We start from the raw sequence: 19,995 nt of genomic DNA on the forward strand, positions 1-19,995 counted from the left end.
GATGGTCGGGGCGTTCGCTCAAGCGGTGGTGGAGGGGTGGAGAGGCCCGGCGGTGACCCCGAGATGGCCGAGCGGCGTCGGTTGACACAACCTCCCCTGGTGCACCGCTTCTTGACCACCTCTCTAGGCCATCTACCCAAACTGCAACCGCCGTGGGCACCCCCGAGAGAGAGGTAGAGGCTCGGTGACTGCAGCTCCTCACCCCAGCATCCATCCAACGGCGGCCTCGGACGCCGCCTCGCGGACCGGGCAGCGGACCGAGCAACTGTCCCGTGTGGTCATCCGGTTCGCGGGCGACTCCGGAGACGGCATGCAGCTGACGGGTGACCGGTTCACGTCGGAGACCGCGTCGTTCGGCAACGACTTGTCGACCCTGCCGAACTTCCCCGCCGAGATCCGCGCCCCCGCCGGCACCCTGGGCGGTGTCTCCTCCTTCCAGCTGCACTTCGCGGACCACGACATCCTCACGCCCGGCGACGCCGTGGACGTGCTGGTGGCGATGAACCCGGCAGCGCTGAGGACGAACCTGGCCGACCTGCGCTCCGGCGGTGAACTCCTCGTCAACAGCGACGAGTTCGACGCCCGCGCGCTGGCCAAGGCCGGGTACGAGACCTCCCCCCTGGACGACGACTCGCTCCAGGGGTACCGCCTGCACCCGGTCCCGCTGACCAGCCTCACCGTCGAGGCCCTCAAGGAGTTCGGGCTGACCCGCAAGGAGGCCCAGCGCGCCAAGAACATGTTCGCGCTCGGCCTGCTGTCGTGGATGTACCACCGGCCCACCGAGGGCACGGAGAGGTTCCTGAAGTCGAAGTTCGCCAAGAAGCCGCAGATCGCGGCCGCCAACATCGCCGCGTTCAAGGCGGGCTGGAACTTCGGCGAGACGACGGAGGACTTCGCGGTCTCCTACGAGATCGCCCCGGCCGCGAACACCTTCCCGTCCGGCACCTACCGCAACATCTCCGGCAACCTCGCCCTGTCCTACGGTCTGCTCACCGCCGCCCAGCAGGCGGATCTGCCGCTGTTCCTCGGCTCGTACCCCATCACCCCGGCCTCCGACATCCTGCACGAGCTGAGCCGGCACAAGAACTTCGGGGTGCGGACCTTCCAGGCGGAGGACGAGATCGCGGCGGCGGGCGCGGCGCTCGGCGCGGCGTTCGGCGGCTCGCTCGCGGTGACCTCCAACTCGGGTCCCGGGATGGCGCTCAAGAGCGAGACGATCGGTCTGGCCGTCGCTCTCGAACTGCCCATGGTCATCGTCGACATCCAGCGCGGCGGCCCGTCGACCGGCCTGCCGACCAAGACCGAGCAGGCCGACCTGCTGCAGACGATGTACGGCCGAAACGGCGAGGCCCCGGTGCCGATCGTGGCGCCGCAGACGCCCGCCGACTGTTTCGACGCGGCGCTGGAGGCCGTCCGGATCGCGGTGACCTACCGCACCCCGGTGTATCTGCTCTCCGACGGCTACCTGGCCAACGGGGCCGAGCCGTGGCGGATCCCCGAGCTGCACGAACTGCCGGACCTGCGGGTGCACTTCGCCGACGGTCCCAACCACACGCTGGAGGACGGCACCGAGGTCTTCTGGCCGTACAAGCGCGACCCGCTGACCCTGGCCCGCCCCTGGGCGATCCCGGGCACACCGGGTCTTGAGCACCGCGTCGGCGGCATCGAGAAGCAGGACGGCACGGGCAACATCTCCTACGACCCGGCCAACCACGACTTCATGGTCCGCACCCGGCAGCGGAAGATCGACGGCATCTGGGTGCCGGACATCGAGGTCGACGACCCGCACGGCGCCAGGACGCTGGTCCTGGGCTGGGGTTCGACCTACGGCCCGGTCACCGCGGCCGTGCGCCGGCTGCGCACCGCCGGGGAGCGGATCGCGCAGGCGCATCTGCGCCATCTCAGCCCGTTCCCGCGCAACCTCGGCGAGGTCCTCGGCCGCTACGAGCGGGTCGTGGTGCCGGAGATGAACCTCGGCCAGCTCGCGGCCCTGCTGCGTGCCCGCTACCTCGTCGACGTACGCAGCCACACCCAGGTGAGCGGCATGCCGTTCAAGGCGGAGCAACTCGCCTCGGTCCTGAAGGAGGAGATCCATGCCGGCTGACCTGCTCGCCCGTGACTTCAAGTCCGACCAGGAGGTGCGCTGGTGCCCGGGCTGCGGTGACTACGCGATCCTCGCGGCCGTGCAGGGCTTCATGCCCGAGCTCGGGGTGGCACGGGAGAACATCGTCTTCATCTCCGGGATCGGCTGCTCCTCCCGCTTTCCGTACTACATGAACACGTACGGAATGCACTCCATCCACGGCCGGGCCCCGGCGATCGCCACCGGCCTCGCCGTGACCCGGCGCGATCTGAGCGTGTGGGTGGTCACCGGTGACGGAGACGCGCTGTCCATCGGCGGCAACCACCTCATCCACGCCCTGCGCCGCAATGTGAACCTCAAGATCCTGCTCTTCAACAACCGGATCTACGGCCTGACGAAGGGCCAGTACAGCCCCACCTCGGAGCTCGGCAAGATCACCAAGTCGACGCCGATGGGCTCCCTGGACGCACCCTTCAACCCGGTGTCGCTGGCGATCGGCGCGGAGGCCTCCTTCGTCGCCCGGACCGTCGACTCCGACCGCAAGCACCTCACCGACGTCCTGCGCGCCGCGCATCGGCACCCGGGCACCGCGCTGGTGGAGATCTACCAGAACTGCAACATCTTCAACGACGGCGCCTTCGAGGTCCTCAAGGACAGGCAGCAGGCGCAGGAGTCGGTGATCCGTCTGGAACACGGCCGGCCCATCCGCTTCGGAGCGGACGGCGCCAAGGGCGTCGTCCGCGATCCGGCCACCGGCGATCTGGAGGTGGTCGAGGTGACCGCGCGCAACGAGGACCGGATCCTCGTCCACGACGCCCACTCGGCCTCCCCCACGACCGCCTTCGCCCTGTCCCGGCTCGCGGACCCGCAGACCCTGCACCACACGCCGATCGGAGTCTTCCGGGACGTCGAACGGCCGGTCTACGACACGACGATGGCCGACCAGCTGGACGCCGCCATCGAGCAGAACGGCAAGGGCGACCTCGCGGCCGTCCTCGCCGGCAGCGACACATGGAGCCGCTGATCCGTGCCCGCCCCGCCAGTACGTAAGGAGACCCAGTGAGCTCACTCGCTGCCGCCGACTCAGAGTGGCTGACCACAACAGTGATCGGCGGCGTCGCGCTGACGCTGTTGGTGGGCGTCGCCTTCGCCATCGGTGCCCGCCGCATACGCCAGCCCGCGGTCGTCGGTGAGATCGCCGCGGGCATCTGCCTGGGCCCGAGTCTGCTCGGTCTGCTGCCAGGAGATCTACCGGCGAAGTTCTTCCCGGCCGAGGCACGGGCCCATCTGGGCACCGCGGCCCAGATCGGCCTCATTCTCTTCATGTTCGTCATCGGCTGGGAGTTCGACGGCACGAGCTTCAGCGGACGCCGCAAGTCCACCGGCATCATCTGGCTGAGTTCGATCGCCTGCCCGCTCGCCCTGGGCATGAGCCTGGCCGCGCTGATCTACGGCACCTACGGGACGGTGAACGGCAAAGAGACAGGGATGTTCGAGTTCACCCTCTACCTCGGTGTGGCCATGTCGATCACGGCCTTCCCGGTACTGGCCCGCATCGTCGCCGACCAGGGGCTGCAGTTCAGCCGGGCCGGCGCGCTCTCGCTGGCACTGGCGGCGGCCGACGACGTACTGGCCTGGTGCATGCTCGCCCTGGTCGTGGCGCTGGTGACCGCCTCCGGCACGGGCGCGTTCGTGACGATGCTGCTGTGGTCGCTGGTGTACGTCGCCGGGATGCTGTGGATCGTCAAGCCGCTGCTCGCCAAGGTGTCCGCCAGGCTGCCGCAGTCGGCGAGCCCCTACATCATGGTCTTCGCCGCGTGCGGTGCCTTCGGCTCCGCCTGGCTCACCTCGGAGATCGGCATCCACGCCATCTTCGGCGCGTTCTTCTTCGGTCTGGTCATGCCGCGCGACCGCATGCTGATGCAGTCGGCCTTCGGTCCGATGGAGAGCGCCAGCAAGCTGCTGCTGCCCCTGTTCTTCGTCGTGACGGGTCTGTCCGTCGACCTCACCACGATGACCGGCCAGGGTCTGCTCGTGATGCTGGCCGTCATCACGGTGGCCTGCCTCGGCAAGCTCGGCGGCGTGGCGATCCCGGCCAAGCTGACCGGGATGAACTGGCGGGACGCCACCACGCTCGGGCTGCTGATGAACACCCGCGGTCTGACTGAGCTGGTCATCCTGAACGTCGGTCTGCAGCTGGGTCTGCTCAGCGTCGAGCTGTTCAGCGCCATGGTCATCATGGCGCTGGTCACGACCGCGATGGCCGCGCCGCTGTTGTCCGCCCTGCTGGCCCGGCCCAACGAGCGCGCCCATGAGGAGCTGCTGAAGTCCCGGCCCGCGGTCCATCAGGACTCCGTGCTCACCTCCCCAAAGTGACTGAAAGGCAGGCACGCACCATGGACTTCGCCTGGACCGAGGAACAGCGTCAGGCATACGACCGCACCCTGGCCGCCGTGCGTGAGGCGTTCCCCGCGAGTGACGGTACGGCCGAGTACTACGACCGGGGCGACTGGAAGCAGCTCGGTGAGCTCGGCCTGCTGGGCCTGTCGGTGCCGGCCGAGTACGGCGGCGGCGGGCTCGGCGCCCTGGACACGGCACGGCAGGTGGAGGCCCTCGGCCGCGGCTGTGACCGCACCGGCCTGGTGTTCGGTGCCTCGGCGCATCTGTTCGCCTGTGCCATGCCGATCGTCGACTTCGGCGGCCCGGCCCTCAAGTCCCGGATCCTGCCCGGGATGTGCTCGGGCGAGCTGATCGCGGGCAACGCGATGACGGAGGACGAGGCGGGCTCGGACGTCTCCCGGCTGAGCACGGTCGCCGAGCGCACCGACGGCGGCTGGATCCTCAACGGCGAGAAGAGCTTCGTCACCAACGGGCCGGCCGCGGACGTCTTCACGACGTACGCGACGACCGACCCCAAGGCGGGCTATCTGGGCGTCACCGGGTTCGTGGTGGAGCGTTCCGCGCCCGGTCTGACGGTCGGTGAGCCCTTCGAGAAGATGGGCATGGCCCATGTCCCGGCCGGGCGGCTGACGTTCGACAACTGCTTCGTGCCGGACGACCAGCTCCTCGGCGAGGAGGGCCAGGGCGGCTTCATCTTCCAGCACTCGATGGGCTGGGAGCGGTGCTGTCTGTTCGCCGGGTTCCTCGGGCTCGCCGACCATCTGCTGGACCGGGCCGTCGAACACGCCCGCACCCGCAAGCAGTCGGGGCGCCGGATCTCCCGCTTCCAGGCCGTGTCGCACCGGATCGCGGACATGAAGCTGCGCACCGAGAGCGCCCGGCTGCTGCTGTACCGGGCGGCCTGGGAGATGGACCGGGGCGGCCCCGCCACCCTGTGGATCGCCCTGTCCAAGCTGGCCGTCTCCGAGGGCGTGGTGGCCACGGCGCTGGACGCCATCCGGCTCTTCGGCGGTCGCGGCTACCAGCGCGCCGAGGGCATCGAGGCCGCCCTCAGGGACGCGGTGCCCTCCGTCATCTTCTCCGGCACATCGGACATCCAGCGCGACATCATCTCCAGGGAGCTGGGACTATGAGCACCAACGTCAGCCTGCACCGCCTGCTGTACGACTCCGCCCGGCGCTATCCGTACTCGGTGGCGGTGCACGGGGCGGACGGCCCCGTCGACTACCGCAAGCTCGACCGCCTCGCGGACCGGTATGCCGCGGCCCTGCTGGAGAGCGGGGTGGGCCCCGGCGACCGGGTGATCATATGGAGTCACAAGAGCGTCGACGCCATCGCGGTCATGCAGGCCGCGCTGCGTATCGGCGCCCTGTATGTGCCGGTCACCGGCTCCAACCCGCCCGCCCGGGTGGCCCGGATCGCCGCCGGCTGCGAGCCGGCGCTGGTCGTGGCCGACGCCGGCGGGGTGGAGCGGGCGCGGGCCGCCGAGTGGGACGCGGCGCCGTTGGCCGGGTTGGAGGAGCTGCTCGGGCGGGCCGAAGAGGGTGCGCGTCCGAAGCACTTCGTGAACGATCCGGACGACCCGGCGTACATCCTCTACACCTCCGGTTCCACCGGTGAGCCCAAGGGCGTGGTGATCAGCCACCGCAACGCGCTGGCCTTCGTGGACTGGGCGGTCGAGGAGCTCCAGCTCACCGTCTCCGACCGGCTGTCGAACCACGCGCCGTTCAACTTCGACCTGTCCGTGTTCGACCTGTACGGCGCCTTCGCCTCCGGTGCCTCGGTGCATCTGGTCCCCGAGGAACTCGCCTACGCCCCACTGCAGTTGGCGGAGTTCATGCGGCAGCGGCTGATCACCGTCTGGTACTCGGTGCCGTCGGCGATCAGCCTGATGATGCGGGAGGGCGGTCTGCTGGACGGGCCTGTCCCGTCGGCGCTGCGGGTCTGTCTGTTCGCCGGCGAGCCGTTCGCCATCCACCACGTCCAGGAGCTGCGCAAGAGCTGGCCCGGGGTACGGCTGCTGAACTGGTACGGCCCGACCGAGACCAATGTCTGCACCTCCTACGAGGTCACCGAGGCCGACCTGAAGCGCGACACCCCGCTGCCGATCGGCACGGCCTGCTCCGGTGACACCGTCACCCTCGACGGCCCCGAGGGCGGTGAGGGCGAGGTGGTCGTCACCGGCCCGACGGTGATGCTGGGCTACTGGGGGCGCGGCCCCCACGAGGGCCCGTACCGCACCGGTGACATCGCTCGCCTCGGGGCGGACGGGAACCTGGAGTACGTCGGACGCCGCGACCACATGGTGAAGGTGCGCGGCAACCGGATCGAGCTGGGCGAGATCGAGGCGGCCATCGGCACCCTCGAATCCGTCGCCGAGGTGACGGTTCTGGTGATCGGCACCGGCCTCACGTCCCAACTGCACGCGGTCGTCGTCCCCTCGCCGGGACAGCGGCCCTCCCTGCTCGCCATCAAACGCCGTTGTGCGGAAAGGTTGCCCACCTATATGAACATCGACCGTTTGCACATCGCAGAGGATCTGCCCAGGACGCCGAACGGCAAGCTCCACCGGGCCGCGCTCGTCACGGCCGTCGAGGCGGGTGAGCTGTGATGCAGACCGCCATGCCCACGCTCGCCCAGTCCGTCGACATCCAGCTGTTCCGCACCGTCATGGCGTCCCTGGCCAGCGGGGTGTCCATCGTGACCACACTCGACAAGGAGGACGAGCCGCGCGGGCTCACCTGCTCCGCGGTGTGCAGCGTCTCCGTCGACCCGCCGCTGCTGCTGGCGAGCGTCAGCAACCGCAGCGGCACGCTTCAGGCGGTGCTGGACCGGGCCCAGTTCTCGGTCAACATCCTCGGCTCGCAGGGCCAGATGGCCTCGCAGCTGTTCGCGTCCGGCGCGACGGACAAGTTCGAGCGCGTCCGGTGGACGCCGGGCCCGGAGACGGGCACCCCGCTGCTGGCGGTCACCGTGGGCCACGCGGAGTGCGAGCTCCACGACGCCGTGGAGGCCGGCGACCACACCCTGCTGATAGGCCGGGTGGTGGGCGGCGGCACCGCGGAGGACCGCTTCCCGCTCACCTACTGGCGAGGCTCCTACGCCCGGCTCCTCCCCAACGCGGCGTAGTTCTCCCGGCCCGGCCTCCCCTTCAGCCCGCCACCGAACCCGGTGGCGGGCTTCGGGGTTCACGAGACCGGCCGGGGCCGCACACACCACCACGCCGCCCCCTTCGTGAGGGGGCGGCGTGGTGGTGGGGAGTCGGTGCGGTCAGCGGGATGCTGCCGACGTCACCGAGGTCACGTTGTCGCGGGTCAGCAGGCGGCGGAAGTCCGCGGGGGCCGAGGTCTTGACCCACCACAGCATCTTCAGGCGCTTGGGGATGGTGAAGTGGTAGACCTTGGCCTCGGGGTCGCCGAAGGCGTACAGCGGGGGAATGAACTTCTCCCGGCGCAGTTCCGCGAAGATGCCCTCGGCGGCCGGCGCGGCCGGCAGTTCGCCGGCGCCCACGCGCTCGATCGTCCGGAGCGAGCGGTCGATGATGCCCCGCAGCCCCTCGGGTACGTGGAACCAGATGCCGCCCAGCTCGAAGCGCTCCACCGGCGTCCAGTCCCGGCCGTGGCTCGCCTCGACGTCGAGACGGGCCCGCTTGAGCGAGAGGTCGGCGAGGATCTGCCACAGCAGCCAGACCCGGGAGAAGGCGTTCCAGAGCCGGAAGTCCTGGCTCGCGACGCGGGCGCCGGACAGCCACCGGTCGTTGAAGGCGGCGAGCTCGTCCTGGAAGGCGGCGATGCGGGCGAAGGGCGCGGGCGAGAAGTCGTCGCGCCGCACCGCCGGGACCAGGGCCGTGGCGAGGGCGTGGACCATCTCCGCGGCCATGGTGACGTCACGGGAGAGGAACATGTCGTTGCGCGCCGCGGTCCGCTCCAGCGCGAACCAGCGCTCGCCGTGGGTGCGGGCGGCCGTGCGCTGCCACAGCGGGGCGCTCGTCCAGGGCCGGACCGCCTGCGCGGAGGCGAACTGCCGGGCCAGGTCGGGGAATTGCTCGACCACGACCCGGAAGGCCTTCTCGGGGTCCTCCGGAAGGTCCTCCCAGCGGCCGGGGTCGAGGCTGAGCGTCACGCCGGTGGCGGGGTTGCCGCCGTCGCGGTGGTTGTCGAAGCGGACGAGCTGGATCCAGCCGCCGTCGAAGATGTGGTGCACCGTGCCCTGGGACCAGGCGGTGGTGCGCGGGTACTCCGAGGCGTCGCGTACCTCCTCGAAGCGGGCGACGCCCGTCATGTGGGTGGCGATGACCCGGGAGCGCAGCGCGAGCCGCGGCTCGGTGTCGTCGCCGCCGTTGCGGGCCACCAGGGGGGAGCCGGGGCCGCTGACGTCCACGATGTAGCGGGCGCGCCACACATGGCCGTCGCTGGTCTCGACCCGGGCCCCGTCGGGGTCGGTCCACGCGTCGGTCGCGTGCACGCCGTGCGGCAGGACGGCCGCGCCGTAGCGGTGGGCCAGGCGCACGGTGTACATGTCGACACTGCGGCGCTCCAGATGCCACTCCGCGTGCTCGCCGGGAACATTGAACTGCACGGCTTCGTCGGGGCGTTGCTCCTGCCCCCGGCGGTGGTAGAGGAAGCCGAGGCTCTTCTTGATGCCGCTGTCCCGGCGGATGTCCTCGGGCAGGTCCGGGAAGAGGCCGAAGGCCGCGATCTCCGGGATGCCGAAGCGCTTGGCCAGCAGCAGGAAGACCTCGGCCGTGTACGGGACCGTGGTCTCCCCGGAGGCCTCGGTGCGGTCGTGTGCGGCCGGTACGAGCAGGACCCGCACGCCCTGCTTGGACAGCACGGCGCCGAGCAGGCCGCCTGCGAGCGTGCCGCCGAGGATGGCCACGTCGTACTTCTCCGCGGGGTCGGGGGCCCGGGCGCTGCCCGGGTCGGGCAGTGCGGACGCCTGGGATTTCGTCACGCTCTCCTCCTGATGTCTGGCATGTCGTTCGTGTACGGCGCGAGTTCGCCGTCACAGCCCTGTGGCCGACGGGACATGACGTCCCGCCGGCCGCGAGCGGGCCCCCTTCGCCCGCTCAGAAGATTCGCTTGCCCTTCACGAAGTGCTTGACCGCCTCGACCGCGGTGCCCACCATGTACGGCCGCATGTCCTCGGGCGCCTTGGTGCGGGACCACAGCAGCATGTTGCGCAGCCGCTTCGGACTCGGGTCGATGAACCTGGCGTCAGGGTCGGCGATCTGCAGGGACGGCGGGATCCAGTCGGCCTGGCGCAGCTTGGTGAACAGCTTGTCCGCGGCGTCCTGGGAGTCCATCTCCCCGGCGTCCACGGCCTCGCAGTAGTCGGCCATCTCGTCGAAGATCTGCCGGTACTCGGGCTTGTCCGGCCACCACAGTCCGGGGCTCGGCACGTCCTCCATCGCCTTCCAGATCTCCGGGTCGTTCCGCCGCCGGGCCTTGAGGTCCTCGTGGATGACGCGGAAGGCGCCGGGCAGCGAGCCGTAGCTCCAGATCCGGAAGACCGCGTTCCAGAGGTCGTAGTCCGAGAAGCTGATGAACGCCGAGTTCACCAGGCGGTCGTTGAAGTGGAGCAGGTTCTGCTCCAGCTGCTCGACGTACTCGAACTGCGCCGGCTCGAAGTCGTCCCGCTTCAGCGCCCGGATCAGACGCCAGGCGAGCACGTTGAGGATCTCCGCCGTGTTGGACAGACCTCGCGAGAACAGCGGGTCGACGAAGCCGGCCGCGTGCGGCAGCAGGATCCAGCGCTCGCCGACGACCTGCTTGGACGAGTACTGCAGCCGGCCGGTGCTCACCCAGGGGCGGACGCTGCGCGCGTTGGCCAGCTGCCGCTTGACCAGCGGGAACCGGTCGACGTGGTGCCAGAACTCCTCCTCGGCCGTCATGTCGCTGGGCTTGGGGTAGCGACGCGGGTCGAGCTGGAGGCCGACACTGCACAGCGGGTTGGTGCTCTTGGGGTGGTTGTCGAACGGGATGATCCAGAACCAGCCCCGGTCGAACATGTGGTGCATGGTGCCCTCGTGCCAGGGCCGCGGCGGCACGTCGTTCGGGCCCATGCGCGTGTGGTCGTCGACGCGGTCGACGTTGATCATGTGGGTGAAGATCGAGCGGGCGTGGTGCTTGAGCTTGCACGGCTCGTCCCGCAGGCCGAGCTGTTCGGCGAGCGGCGAGCGGAATCCACTGCCGTCGACGACGAAGCGGGCCCGGTGAGTCGTACCGTCCTCACCGATGACCGTGACGCCGTCGTCGTCGAAGTCCACCTTGTCGACGCGGTAGTTCTGCAGGGCCTCGCAGCCGTACTTCAGGGCCACGTGGAACAGGTACTGGTCGATGTCCTGGCGGAAGTAGTGGCTGGCCAGGTGGAGGACCTTCGGCAGCCGGAACTGGTTGATCTCCCGCGGGTCGGGCTCCTGGCCGTCGCGGTGGATCATGAAGCCGAAGTGCCGCTTCAGACCGGAGGAGGTGCTGATGTACTTGTTGCACTCCTCCAGGCTGCCGAGGTGGCCGATCTCCGGCACGCCGTAGCGGTGGGCGAGCATCCTCAGGTGAACCAGCGTGTAGCCGACGGTCGACTCACCGATGGCGAACCGCGGATGGGAGCCGGCGTCCATGAGCAGGACCTTGTTCCCGGCCTTGGCCAGGATCGCGCCGAGGACGGAGCCGGCCAGGCCGGTGCCGAGGATGACGACGTCGTAGGTGTCGTTCGACTGCCGCTTCATCTCACTCCTCGTCTCGGTGGCCATCAGCTCGCGCTCGCGTTCCGCTGCTTGATGACCCGGCCGATCACCGGCCAGTACGCGGCCATGTGCTTGAGCTCCTCGGTGACCTTGAACTCCTCCTTGTCGAACCGCTTGCGCAGGAAGAGCGTGAGACCGTCGTAGACCAGCTCGCCGATCTCGTCCGGGGCGTCCTTCTTCGCCCACTGCAGCGTCTGCAGGACCTTGAGCGTGGTGGCGTCCGTCCAGTGGTTGTCCGGCTCGGACAGACCGAAGGCGGGGGGAACGAAGTCGGCCGCGCGCAGCTGCGCGAGGATCTCCTCCGAGGCGTCCCGCGGATCGACCTCCCCCTTCTGGACCGCCTGCACCAGGCTGCTGACGTTCTTCAGCAGCTGGCGGACCGGGGCGTAGTCGGGGATGGCGCCGTCGGGTGCCTGGCGCTCCAGCCGTTCGAGGCCGGCCGGGTCCCGGCGGTCCAGGTAGGTGGCGTAGGCCCGGTTGATCTCGAAGGTGGCGAGGATCTGGCCGAGCGACCACACACGGAACCACGCGTTCCAAAGGAACCAGCTGCCGAACGAGGTGTACGCGTTGGCCACCAGGTCGTCGTTGAAGTCGAGCAGACCCTGCTCCAGCTCCTGGACGTACTCGAACCGCTCGACGGAGAAGTCGTCGTCCTTGATGGCGTCCAGCAGCCGCCAGCCCAGCGCGTGGATGATCTCCATGGTGTTGGACAGGCCACGGGAGAACAGGGCGTCCACGAAGCCGGCCGCGTGCGAGGTCAGGCACCAGCGGTAGCCGACGGTCTGCTTGGAGGAGTACTGGAGACGGCCGGTGCGCACCCAGTCCCTGGTCGCGACCGCGTTCTCGAACTGCGGGGCGATGTCCGGGTACTTGGCGATGAAGGCGCGGAACTCCTCCTCGGGGGAGAGGCCTTCGGGCACCGGGTGGATCCGTGGGTCCAGGTTGATGCCGACGCTGCACAGCGGGCTGGTGGACAGCGGGTGGTTGTCGAAGGGGATGACCCACATCCAGCCGCCCTCGAACATGTGGTGGAGGGTGCCCTCGCTCCACGGGCTGGGGTTGTGGTGCGTGCCCTTGGGCAGCGTGTCCTCGTAGGGCTTGACGCCGATCATGTGCGTGAAGAGCGAACGCGACTGGTGGCGCAGCCGGCTGGGCTCCTCGCGCACGCCGAACTTCTGGGCCAGCGGGGAGCGGTGACCGCTCGCGTCCACCACGAACTTGACCCGCACCGGGTCGCCCTTGTCGGGGATGACCGTGACGCCCTCGTCGTCGATGTCGACGTCGACGATCTTCGTCTGCTGGCGTATGTCGGCGCCGTACTTGATGGCGACGTTCACCATCCAGGCGTCGGTGTCCTGGCGGAAGAAGTGGTTCTCGGTGTGCGTGATCTTCGGGATGGGGAACATGCTGGTTTCCAGCGGGTTCTGCCGCGCACCCTCGCGGTGGTAGAGGAAGCCGAAGTTGCGCTTCACCCCGCAGTTGGTGGAGATCTTCGACTGGACGGCCTCGAAGGTCGTCAGCCATTTGATCTCCGGCACGTTGTACCGCTCGCTGACCAGCCGCATCATCATCGACGTGTACGGAATGGTCGACTCGCCGATGGCGAAACGGGGGTGCGTGCCGGCGTCGAGGACCAGCACTTTCGCGCCGTTGCGGGCGAGGCACGCGGCCAGCGTCGTACCAGCGAGGCCGGACCCGAGAATGGCCACGTCGTACTGCGGTGCCGCCATGGGTTTCGGCGTGGTGGCAGGGGGCATCAGATCTCTCCTCAGTGGTCCCGGCATCCGTTTCGGCACACCGTAAGAACGCCCGCTTGAGGCAGACTCGGCCACCGCTCAGGGCCACCGCGCTTGACCCCGGCCGCGTCCACGGCGTACCGCCGCCTTCGTGGGGCAGCGGCACGCCGGGCGGACCGGGTGCTGGGTCAGGCCTGGATCCAGCGGAGATAGGTGTTGGACAGTTCGGCCTGGGCGCGGGTACGGGAACCCGCCCAGGCGCAGTAGCCGTCGGGGCGGATCAGGATGACCTCGGGCCTGCGCCACTGTCCGGAGTCCGCGACGACCCGGCCGGTGAGCCGGACGAGGTTGCCGTCCGTCTCCGGTACCGACGGCAGCAGCGGGGCGCCGGAGCCGGAGTCGATCAGGACGAAGCCGCCCTGGCGCAGCGCCTCGTGGAGCCGCTGCGGGGTGCCGCCGCGCCCGGCGATCTTGAGGTCGGGGACCCGGGTGCCGACGAGGGGCGAGGCCCCGGCGGCCGCGGCCATGGACGGGTAGCTCGTGTAGATGCCCGACAGATGCCCGACCGCGGTCTGGTGGGTGACGGGAACCCGGCTGGCCACGGTCATCACGGCCTTGCGCGCGATCCGCGCGGGCAGCCGGTCGGACGTCATCATGCGGGTGGCGATGTCCGTCACCTTGATCACGCCCTGGGAGACCCGGCGCCGCTCCTCCGCGAAGGTGTCGATGAGGTCGTCGGCGGCCCGCCCCTTGACCACGGCGCTCAGCTTCCAGCCGAGGTTCATGGCGTCCTGGATGCCGAGGTTGAGCCCCTGTCCGCCGAGCGGGGAGTGGACGTGCGCGGCGTCACCGGCGATGACCATACGGCCCTTGCGGTAGAACGACGCCTGGCGCTCCTGGATGTGGAAGCGCGAGGTCCACAGCGGCTCGCTGGGCCGCATGTCCCGTCCGAACAGCTTGCGCAGGGTCTGGTCGACCTCGGCGAGCGTGACCGGGTTGTCCGACCAGGGCTTGTCCCGGTCGATGACGCCCATGCGGTACCAGCCGTTGCCGAAGTCGGTCGCCACCACGAGTCCGGCCCGGCCGACGCGGATCAGCAGCTGGTCGTCGAGCGGGGTGCCCAGCTTCACATCGGCGACGATGATCGTGTACGGGTAGGTCGCGCCGGTGAACTCGGCGCCCATGGCCTCCCGCACCCGGCTGCGCGAGCCGTCGCAGCCGACCAGCCAGGAGGCGGTCTCCTCCCACTCCCGGCCGTCCTGCTCCAGGGTGCAGGAGACGACACGGCCCTCCTGCCGGCAGTCGGCGAGGGTGACCCCGCGGTCCACGACCACCCCGAGTCCGGTGGCGCGCTTCTCCAGGATCTCCTCGGTCTCGCCCTGCGGGATGATGGTCAGCTGCCCGTAGTCGGTGGCGAGCCGGCCCATGTCGAAGAGCGAGTCGCCGAGCGACACCCGCACCCGCGGCACCGGGTTGGCGCGGGCCAGCACCTCTTCGGCGAGCCCGCGCATGTTCAGGACCTCCATGGTCCGTCCGTGCAGTCCGAGCGCCCGGGACTCCCTGGTGCGGTGTTCGCGACGCTCGACCACCCGGCAGCGCACGCCGGCCATGGCGAGTTCCCCGGCCAGCATCAGACCGGTGGGGCCGGCGCCGGCGATGATCACGTCGTACGCGGCGGTCTTCTTGTCCACAACGATGGCCTCTCTTATCGGGTTGCCGCGGATGTGGCCGACGCGGCGGCGTCGGGGCCGGCGGCCGTCTGGGCGGGAGGTAACGGCGCCATCAGAAGATGCGCCTGCCCTTCAACTTCGCCTTGACCGCCTCACGAGCATTGCCTTGCATCATCCGCTTGACCACTGGGTCGGCCTCGGTGGCCAGCCAACGGGCGGTCTTCGCCATCACCTTGGCGTTGGGGATCATGAAGCGCAGGTCCCGCTCGGCGAAGCCGAAGTGCTTGGGCACGAAGTTCGCGCTCTCCAGCTGCGCGTAGACCGTGTCCGCCGCCTCGCGCGCGGTGACCTTGCCGGCCTCGTACTTGAGGCACTCCTCGATCAGGCTGTCGTACAGGCCCTTGAAGCCCTCGTGGTCCGGCCAGTACAGGCCGGGGTAGGGCGCCTTCTCCAGGTCCTTGAAGTGCTGGTCGCGGCCGTCCTTGAAGTACTTGAACAGGCCCTCGGACAGCCGGTAGGTGCCCGCGTTGGCGCCCCAGGACCAGATCCGGTAGACGGCGGTCCACAGGTCGTAGTCGCTGAAGGAGATGAAGGAGGCGTTGACGAGTGAGTCGTTGTAGTCGAACAGCCCCTGCTGCATCCGGTCGACGTAGTCGAAGCGCTCGCGGGAGAAGTCGCCGTCCTTGACGGCGTCCAGCAGCCGCCAGGCGAGGCTGTTGATGGCCTCGGCGGTGTTGGACAGACCGCGGGAGTAGAGCGGGTCGATGAAGCCGGCCGCGTGGGAGAGCAGGAACCAGCGGTCGCCGGCGCACTGCCGGGAGGAGTACTGCAGGCGGTCCGTGGAGGTCCAGGAGCGGACCGGGCGCGCGCCCTCGAACTGGCGGGCGATGTCCGGGAAGCGCGCCGCGTGGTGGTAGAACTCCTCCTCCGGCGTCATGTCCGCGGACTTGGGGTAGGTGCGCTCGTCGAGGGTGAGACCGACGCTGCACAGCGGGTTGCGGGAGACAGGGTGGTTGTCGAAGCCGATGACCCAGAACCAGCCGCGCTCGAAGAGGTGGTGCACCGTGCCCTGGTACCAGGGCGAGGGCGGGGTGTCCTCGGGGGCGCGGTCGAACAGCTCGTCGGTGGGCCGTACCCGCGTCATGTGGTTCCAGATCGACCGCGAGTGGTGGCTGAACCGGCACGGGTCCTCGCGCAGGTTGAACTTCTCGGCCAGCGGGGAGCGGTGACCGCTGGCGTCGACGACGTACCGGGCGCGGTACTGCTCGCCCTCGGCGGTGCTCAGGGTGACGCCCGCGTCGTCGAAGTCGACGTCGGCGACCCGGAAGTTCTGCCGGCCCGCGGCGCCGTACTTCAGGGCGACGTGGTACATGTACGCGTCGGTGTCCTGCCGGTAGAGGTGGCTCGCCTCGTGCAGCAGTCCGGGGGTGCCGAACTGGTTGACCTCGCGCGGGTCCTGGGGCTGGCCCTCGTGGTGCAGCAGGAAGCCGAAGTGCTTCTTCACGCCGAACCGGGGGCCGAGCACCTTGGTGGCGTTGGTGAAGGTGGCGAGCGTCTTGATCTCGGGCACGTCGTAGCGCTCGGCTATGGTCCGCAGACAGACCAGCGTGTACGGGATGGTGGACTCGCCGATCGCGAAGCGCGGGTGGGACGAGGCGTCCAGGAGCAGGACCTTGACGCCGTTGCGGGCGAGGACGGCGGCGAGCATGGAGCCGGCGATGCCGGACCCGAGGATCGCCACGTCGTGCACCGGGGACGAGCCACCGGCCGTGGTCTCCATGTCGGACATGAGGAACTCCAGAGGGTGTGGGAGCTGATGGGGGGTCGGGCTCGGTTCGGGTGCGGTCACTTGGGCTCGGGCACCCTGAGCGCCCGCCCGATCAACGGCCAGCCCGCGGCGATGTGGGTGAGCTCCTCCGAGATCTTGAACTCCTCCTTGTCGAACCGCTTCTTGATGAAGAGCGTGAGGCCCTCCCAGGTCAGGTCCCCGATCTCCTTGGGGGCCTGGGTCCGCGACCAGCGCAGGGTCTGCAGGATCTTGGCGGTCGACGCGTCGGTCCAGTGGTTGTCGGGGTCGGCGAGACCGAAGGCGGGCGGCACGAAGTCGGCGTCCCGCAGCAGCTGGATGAGGATGTCGGCTGCCTCGCGGTGGTCACGGTGCCCGTTCTGGACCTCCTGGACCGTCTCGCTCATGGCCTTGAGCAGCTTCCGGGCCGGGGCGTAGTCGGGGATGGCGCCGTCCGGGGCCTGACGCTCCAGGCGTTCGAGGACCTTGGGGTCGTGGTTCTCCAGGAAGCGCGCGTAGGAGCGGTTGATCTCGAAGGTGGCGAGGATCTGGCCGAGCGACCACACCCGGAAGTAGGCGTTCCACAGGAACCAGCTGCCGAACGAGGTGTACGCGTTGGCCACCAGGTCGTCGTTGAAGTCGAGCAGACCCTGCTCCAGCTCCTGGACGTACTCGAACCGCTCGACGGAGAAGTCGTCGTCCTTGATGGCGTCCAGCAGCCGCCAGCCCAGCGCGTGGATGATCTCCATGCTGTTGGACAGACCGCGCGAGAAGAGCGCGTCGACGAAACCGGCCGCGTGCGAGGTCAGGCACCAGCGGTAGCCGATGGTCTGCTTGGAGGAGTACTGCAGCCGCCCCGTGCTCACCCAGTCCCGGGTCGCGACCGCGCCCTCGAACTGCGGGGCGATGTCCGGGTACTTGGCGATGAAGGCGCGGAACTCCTCCTCGGGGGAGCAGTCCGGCTTGGGGTGGATGCGCGGGTCGAGGTTCAGTCCGACGCTGCACAGCGGGTTGGTGGCCCGCGGGTGGTTGTCGAAGGGGATGACCCACATCCAGCCACCCTTGAACATGTGGTGGAGGGTTCCCTCGCTCCACGGGCTGGGGTTGTGGTGGGTGCCCTTGGGGACGGTGTCCTCGTAGGGCTTGACGCCGACCATGTGGGTGAACAGCGAGCGCGAGTGGTGGCGCAGCCTGCTGGGCTCCTCGCGCAGACCGAACTTCTGGGCCAGCGGGGAGCGGTGACCGCTCGCGTCCACCACGAACTTGACCCGCACCGGGTCGCCCTTGTCGGGGATGACCGTGACACCCTCGTCGTCGATGTCGACGTCCACGATCTTCGTCTGCTGACGGACCTCGGCGCCGTAGTTGACGGCGACGCCGAGCATCCAGGCGTCGGTGTCCTGGCGGAAGAAGTGGTTCTCGGTGTGCGTGATCTTCGGGATCGGGAACTCGTTGGTCTCCAGCGGGTTCTGCCGCGCACCCTCACGGTGGTAGAGGAAGCCGAAGTTGCGCTTCACCCCGCAGTTGGTGGAGATCTTCGACTGGACGGCCTCGAAGGTCGTCAGCCACTTGATCTCCGGCACGCCGTACCGCTCGCTGACCAGTCGCATCAGCATGGAGGTGTACGGGATCGTCGATTCGCCGATGGCGAAACGGGGGTGCGTGCCGGCGTCGAGCACGATCACCTTCGCCCCGTTGCGTGCCAGGCACGCGGCCAACGTGGTTCCGGCCAGGCCTGATCCCAGGATGGCCACGTCGTACTGAGGTGACGTGGGGTGCATCGAGCGGAGGGCGGCAGTCGGCATGAGCCTCTCCTTAGCCGTTTTTAGCCCCATGGGCTTTCGTTTCGGCCAAGCTAGAAGCAGCGCCTCGAAGGTCACTCATATTCCGGTCGGGCTGATCTATAACCGCGGGTAACCAGACGTTGGGTCACACAAATACCCGCAGTCGCCCATGCGTCGCGCCTGAGAACAACAGATGAACACGGCAGGATGCACACAACACGACGACCGGCCTCCCCGCCGGGGGAGTCCGGTCGTCGTGTGCGTTCGGGAACTCAGCCCAGGTGCGCCATCGGAGACCCGTGCGAGGCCTCCCCCGGCGCCGGCTTCGGCGCGTTCATCAGCGCGGCCAGGATCACCGCACCGCACGCCATGATGGCCCCGGCCCAGGTGAAGGCGGTGGTGAAGCCCTCCACCATCGCCGCCTGCACCACGGCGGGGTCCTTCGCCTGCGCGCCCTGCTCGGCGAGTGACTCACCGGCCGCGTCCGCGGCCAGCGTGCTGAGCAGCGCCACACCGATGGAACCGCCGATCTGCTGGGCGGTGTTGACGGTGCCCGAGGCGACGCCGGCGTCCTCGTCGGCGACCCGGTAGGTCGCGTAGTTGACGGACGGCGCAATCAGCAGACCCATACCCGCACCCAGGACGAACAGGGCGGGCATGACCATGGCCCAGTAGGACGAGTCGGCTTCCAGCGCGGCCAGCCAGAACAGCGCGGAGGCCGCGATGATCATGCCGGGCACCACCATGGCGCGCGGCGGGACCTTGGGGAGGATCTTGGGCGACAGACCGCCGGCGAACATACCGACACCGACCGGCATCGGCAGGAAGGCCAGACCGGTCTCCACCGGCGAGTACCCCTTGACCAGCTGGAGGTAGAAGGTCAGGAAGAACAGCGCGCCGAGCATGGCGATCATGCCGACGGCCATGGCGAGGTAGGCGCTGCCGCGGGTGCGGTCGGCGATCACCCGCAGCGGCAGCAGCGGATGCGAGGAGCGGGCCTCGACGGCGAGGAACACCGACAGGAGCACCGCCCCGGTCACGAACAGGCCGATCACCAGACCGGAGCCCCAGCCCTCGGACTCGGCCTCGCTGCACGCGTACACGATGGCGACCAGGCCGCTGGTGACCAGCAGGACGCCGGGGATGTCGAAGCGGGCGCGCACCGCGGCGCGCACCTCAGGGCCGAGGTAGAGCACGCCGAACGCGGCGATCAGGGCGATCGGCGCGTTCACGTACATGCACCAGCGCCAGTCCATGTACTCGGTGAGGAAACCACCGAGCAGCAGACCGATGACGGCACCGCTGGCGACGATGGAGCCGAAGATGCTGAACGCCTTCGCCCGTTCCTTCTGGTCGGTGAAGTTCACCGAGATCAGCGACAGCGCGGTGGGGGCGAGCAGGGCGCCGAAGACACCCTGGAGGGCACGCGCGGTGAGCAGCAGCTCGATGTTGCCGGCCGCACCGCCCAGACTGGAGGCGATCGCGAAGCCGGCCAGGGCGATCAGGAAGGCCCGCTTGCGGCCGGAGTAGTCGGCGATACGGCCGCCGAGCAGCAGGAGGCTGCCGAAAGCCAGGGTGTACGAGGTGACCACCCACTGCCGGTTCTCATTGGAGAAACCGAGGTCGGCCTGGAGCTCCGGCAGCGCGACGTTCACGATCGTGATGTCGAGAACCACCATCAGCTGGGCCAGGCAGATGAAGACGAGGGCCGTCCAGCGCTTGGGGTTCGCTGACGGGGCCGCTCCGACGGCGGTACCGCCGGGGACCCGGTCTTCGGATGTGGTCATGGGG

General features: G+C 69.2%; 13 protein-coding genes. 6 read left to right on the top strand and 7 right to left on the bottom strand.

Features of this window, described 5'->3' with window-relative positions; all coding sequences use genetic code 11:
• Window positions 1–208 precede the first annotated feature (208 nt).
• The 6 genes from RMT89_RS01320 to RMT89_RS01345 are packed head-to-tail and all read left to right on the top strand — an operon-like array spanning window position 209 to window position 7,612.
• Window positions 209–2,104, top strand: coding sequence for a 2-oxoacid:acceptor oxidoreductase subunit alpha (locus RMT89_RS01320; protein WP_315882168.1), 1,896 nt, complete (start codon window positions 209–211; stop codon window positions 2,102–2,104).
• Entirely contained in the window at window positions 2,094–3,107 is a 1,014-nt protein-coding gene (locus RMT89_RS01325; protein WP_315882021.1) for a 2-oxoacid:ferredoxin oxidoreductase subunit beta, read from the top strand. Before RMT89_RS01320 ends, RMT89_RS01325 begins: the two co-directional genes overlap by 11 nt.
• A 35-nt stretch (window positions 3,108–3,142) precedes the next feature.
• Window positions 3,143–4,459, top strand: coding sequence for a cation:proton antiporter (locus RMT89_RS01330; RefSeq protein ID WP_315882022.1), 1,317 nt, complete (start codon window positions 3,143–3,145; stop codon window positions 4,457–4,459).
• 20 nt (window positions 4,460–4,479) lie between these two features.
• A complete protein-coding gene (locus RMT89_RS01335; protein ID WP_315882169.1) occupies window positions 4,480–5,616 on the top strand; it encodes an acyl-CoA dehydrogenase family protein in 1,137 nt (378 codons plus the stop codon).
• Window positions 5,613–7,094, top strand: coding sequence for an amino acid adenylation domain-containing protein (locus tag RMT89_RS01340; protein ID WP_315882023.1), 1,482 nt, complete (start codon window positions 5,613–5,615; stop codon window positions 7,092–7,094). Before RMT89_RS01335 ends, RMT89_RS01340 begins: the two co-directional genes overlap by 4 nt.
• Window positions 7,094–7,612, top strand: a complete 519-nt coding sequence (locus RMT89_RS01345; protein ID WP_186288138.1) for a flavin reductase family protein — start codon at window positions 7,094–7,096, stop codon at window positions 7,610–7,612. The genes RMT89_RS01340 and RMT89_RS01345 overlap by 1 nt, the downstream gene beginning before the upstream one ends.
• Window positions 7,613–7,753: 141 nt before the next feature.
• Here RMT89_RS01345 and RMT89_RS01350 read toward each other — a convergent pair whose 3' ends face one another.
• The 7 genes from RMT89_RS01350 to RMT89_RS01380 form a co-directional block, all read right to left on the bottom strand.
• Window positions 7,754–9,436 carry a hypothetical protein gene (locus tag RMT89_RS01350; protein ID WP_315882024.1) on the bottom strand — a complete coding sequence of 561 codons (1,683 nt, stop codon included), beginning with the start codon at window positions 9,434–9,436 and terminating at the stop codon, window positions 7,754–7,756.
• Window positions 9,437–9,551: 115 nt separating this feature from the next.
• Window positions 9,552–11,210, bottom strand: coding sequence for a tryptophan 7-halogenase (locus RMT89_RS01355; RefSeq protein WP_315882025.1), 1,659 nt, complete (start codon window positions 11,208–11,210; stop codon window positions 9,552–9,554).
• 23 nt (window positions 11,211–11,233) lie between these two features.
• The gene (locus RMT89_RS01360; protein WP_315882026.1) at window positions 11,234–12,985 is read right to left on the bottom strand and encodes a tryptophan 7-halogenase; all 1,752 of its coding nucleotides are present in this window, start codon (window positions 12,983–12,985) and stop codon (window positions 11,234–11,236) included.
• A gap of 167 nt (window positions 12,986–13,152) precedes the next feature.
• Window positions 13,153–14,655 carry an FAD-dependent monooxygenase gene (locus RMT89_RS01365; RefSeq protein WP_315882027.1) on the bottom strand — a complete coding sequence of 501 codons (1,503 nt, stop codon included), beginning with the start codon at window positions 14,653–14,655 and terminating at the stop codon, window positions 13,153–13,155.
• A gap of 91 nt (window positions 14,656–14,746) precedes the next feature.
• The gene (locus RMT89_RS01370; RefSeq protein WP_315882028.1) at window positions 14,747–16,423 is read right to left on the bottom strand and encodes a tryptophan 7-halogenase; all 1,677 of its coding nucleotides are present in this window, start codon (window positions 16,421–16,423) and stop codon (window positions 14,747–14,749) included.
• 56 nt (window positions 16,424–16,479) lie between these two features.
• Window positions 16,480–18,225: an NAD(P)/FAD-dependent oxidoreductase gene (locus RMT89_RS01375; RefSeq protein WP_315882029.1), complete on the bottom strand. Its 1,746-nt coding sequence runs from the start codon at window positions 18,223–18,225 to the stop codon at window positions 16,480–16,482.
• Between the two features lie 251 nt (window positions 18,226–18,476).
• A complete protein-coding gene (locus tag RMT89_RS01380; RefSeq protein WP_315882030.1) occupies window positions 18,477–19,991 on the bottom strand; it encodes an MFS transporter in 1,515 nt (504 codons plus the stop codon).
• Window positions 19,992–19,995 lie beyond the last annotated feature (4 nt).

Origin of the sequence: Streptomyces sp. P17, assembly GCF_032436805.1 — a bacterium.
Taxonomy (GTDB): Bacteria; Actinomycetota; Actinomycetes; order Streptomycetales; family Streptomycetaceae; genus Streptomyces.

What these genes read in the sequence shown, in the direction of transcription:
- RMT89_RS01380 (WP_315882030.1), bottom strand. Translation starts at nt 19,991, where the DNA reads ATGACCACATCCGAAGACCGGGTCCCCGGCGGTACCGCCGTCGGAGCG.
- RMT89_RS01370 (WP_315882028.1), bottom strand. Translation starts at nt 16,423, where the DNA reads ATGTCCGACATGGAGACCACGGCCGGTGGCTCGTCCCCGGTGCACGAC.
- RMT89_RS01375 (WP_315882029.1), bottom strand. Translation starts at nt 18,225, where the DNA reads ATGCCGACTGCCGCCCTCCGCTCGATGCACCCCACGTCACCTCAGTAC.
- RMT89_RS01355 (WP_315882025.1), bottom strand. Translation starts at nt 11,210, where the DNA reads ATGAAGCGGCAGTCGAACGACACCTACGACGTCGTCATCCTCGGCACC.
- RMT89_RS01360 (WP_315882026.1), bottom strand. Translation starts at nt 12,985, where the DNA reads ATGCCCCCTGCCACCACGCCGAAACCCATGGCGGCACCGCAGTACGAC.
- RMT89_RS01345 (WP_186288138.1), top strand. Translation starts at nt 7,094, where the DNA reads ATGCAGACCGCCATGCCCACGCTCGCCCAGTCCGTCGACATCCAGCTG.
- RMT89_RS01335 (WP_315882169.1), top strand. Translation starts at nt 4,480, where the DNA reads ATGGACTTCGCCTGGACCGAGGAACAGCGTCAGGCATACGACCGCACC.
- RMT89_RS01325 (WP_315882021.1), top strand. Translation starts at nt 2,094, where the DNA reads ATGCCGGCTGACCTGCTCGCCCGTGACTTCAAGTCCGACCAGGAGGTG.
- RMT89_RS01340 (WP_315882023.1), top strand. Translation starts at nt 5,613, where the DNA reads ATGAGCACCAACGTCAGCCTGCACCGCCTGCTGTACGACTCCGCCCGG.